A 1,811-nucleotide genomic window follows, 5' to 3' on the forward strand; every position below is an offset into this window, starting at 1 on the left:
CGTTAAATAAATATTAAGATTTTTTAATCCCAAATCTACATTCATCAAAGCGTTTTTATTAAAAAAACCGTCTTTTGTGGTTAAATTAAAAATCACATCCTCTTGCGATTGAACCGCAAAGCTGCCGTAGGTACTACCACAGGTAGAGCCTGTTGCATCACAAATTTTTAAACTATTGGCTTTGAGTGTGCCAAAATACAGTGCTGCTTGTAATGCCACGCCTGTTGATGCGCCACTTGAGCCAATATCTAAATTAATAGTGGTATGAAGATTGCCTGTATGAGAAGCACTTGTACTATGTGTTGCCCCTGTTTTAGTTAACGTAACTCCATCAAAGTACATGCCTAATGTTGTTTCTGTATTATCAGATTGTCCTGCTTTGTCTTGCCAATATACACGATCAATCGTTGCACTGTCATACTCTGCATTAATATACAAACCATCTTGAGCATCAATGCTACTCAGTTCAGTATCGGTCATTTCTTGTAATGCATAAGCAACATTTACAGTACCTATTGCCGCAATAGCAACAGCTAATGATAGCTTTTTGTATTTTTGCTGCTGGTTATTATTGTCGTTTTTCATATAGATAACCTTTTATTAACAGCGTGGATGATTTGCATCACAACTAAAAATTTTCACAGTTCCTTGTAAAGCCAAGTTTGTATTAATACTTAAGCCTGTAAAACCAACTTCACGCCCATTGTCAAAGCCTGCTGCCGTATATTTGCCATTTGCATAAGCCCCTGCACCACTACCACCAGAGGCTTTGGCTAAATAACCTGGCACATTCACTGTTCCTGAAGAACAGTTAAGATTGGTTTCTGTACAAGTATCTGATTCAATGGCTAATGATTGATAGCCAAAGTTACGAATTAAAACGGGTTTTGTAGCATCATAGCCGAGCTGAATGGCTGCTTTTAACACAGGAAGACCTGTTACATCCCCCAAATAAAAAGGCAAATCGGCTCCATCCAATTTTAGTTCTTGAAACTTAATGGTGCCTTGTACTTGTTTAAAAACCAGCCAGAGCTTTCGGCCAGTTGCAGAGCCTGTTACCGTGCCATCATGATTACGGTTATTTAAATTTAACGCCCAACGACAATATTCAAATTTTTCACAAACCTCTCCAGTCTGATCCAAAAATCTATAACTTTCATTTTGATTAAGGCGCATTTCCAAAGAAATATCTGCCCCTGCTTGACCATCAACCGCTTGCAAATCTTCTTCCGTCATGACTTGCATTTCAGCAAAACTGACTTGCGCAAAACCTAACAAGGCGAACAAAACATATTTTTTCATAAACATTACCTTATAAGCCTTTTGTTGTTATTTTGAGATGCTGAATTAACAAACCATCAATGACAGCAGAACCCATATTATTTAGAGGCGAAGGATTAACGCTTACTGTTATTGTGGCAGGTATTACATCAGTTGTTTGACCTAATACAAAAGCGGCTTGGCCAGTTGTAGGAAACCAAGGCAAGTTACGACCAGCCAAATCCCAGTCTCTGTTGTTATTTGGGTTTGCCAGTTCTATCTCGCCAACACCATAAGCACCTCTAGAACCACCTGCTCCAACCTCCCCATTACATTGACTAGTTGTACCAGCACCACCAGGACAATCATGTGTACCTCGCACAAACGGAGCACCAGGCGTGTTGGTACTACCCGAAGCACCTGCACCACCTGGCATAGGAGTACCAAACAGACTAACTCCAGAGGTAGTACTGTTTAAAAGCGCAGCACCATCAGTATTGCCAAAAGTTTTTACGCCTGTACCTGAGTTAATTGCAGTTAAATATGCCCAA

At 39.9% G+C, this 1,811-nt stretch carries 2 protein-coding genes and 1 pseudogene; all 3 read right to left on the bottom strand.

What is annotated here, in order from left to right; translation table 11 throughout:
- Positions 1–585, bottom strand: a 585-nt coding sequence (locus Q0212_RS09360) for a DUF6160 family protein (protein WP_367175826.1), incomplete at its 3' end; no start/stop codon positions are given.
- A gap of 15 nt (positions 586–600) precedes the next feature.
- On the bottom strand, positions 601–1,302 hold the full coding sequence (locus Q0212_RS09365; RefSeq protein ID WP_297924788.1) for a DUF6160 family protein: 702 nt from the start codon (positions 1,300–1,302) through the stop codon (positions 601–603).
- A gap of 10 nt (positions 1,303–1,312) precedes the next feature.
- Positions 1,313–1,811, bottom strand: a pseudogene (locus Q0212_RS09370) (hypothetical protein); the annotation flags it as partial.

This window comes from uncultured Agitococcus sp. (assembly GCF_937920075.1).
GTDB lineage: Bacteria > Pseudomonadota > Gammaproteobacteria > Pseudomonadales > Moraxellaceae > Agitococcus.

Excerpts from the sequence above, each read along its gene's own strand:
- Q0212_RS09365 (WP_297924788.1), bottom strand. The coding sequence starts at position 1,302 with ATGAAAAAATATGTTTTGTTCGCCTTGTTAGGTTTTGCGCAAGTCAGT.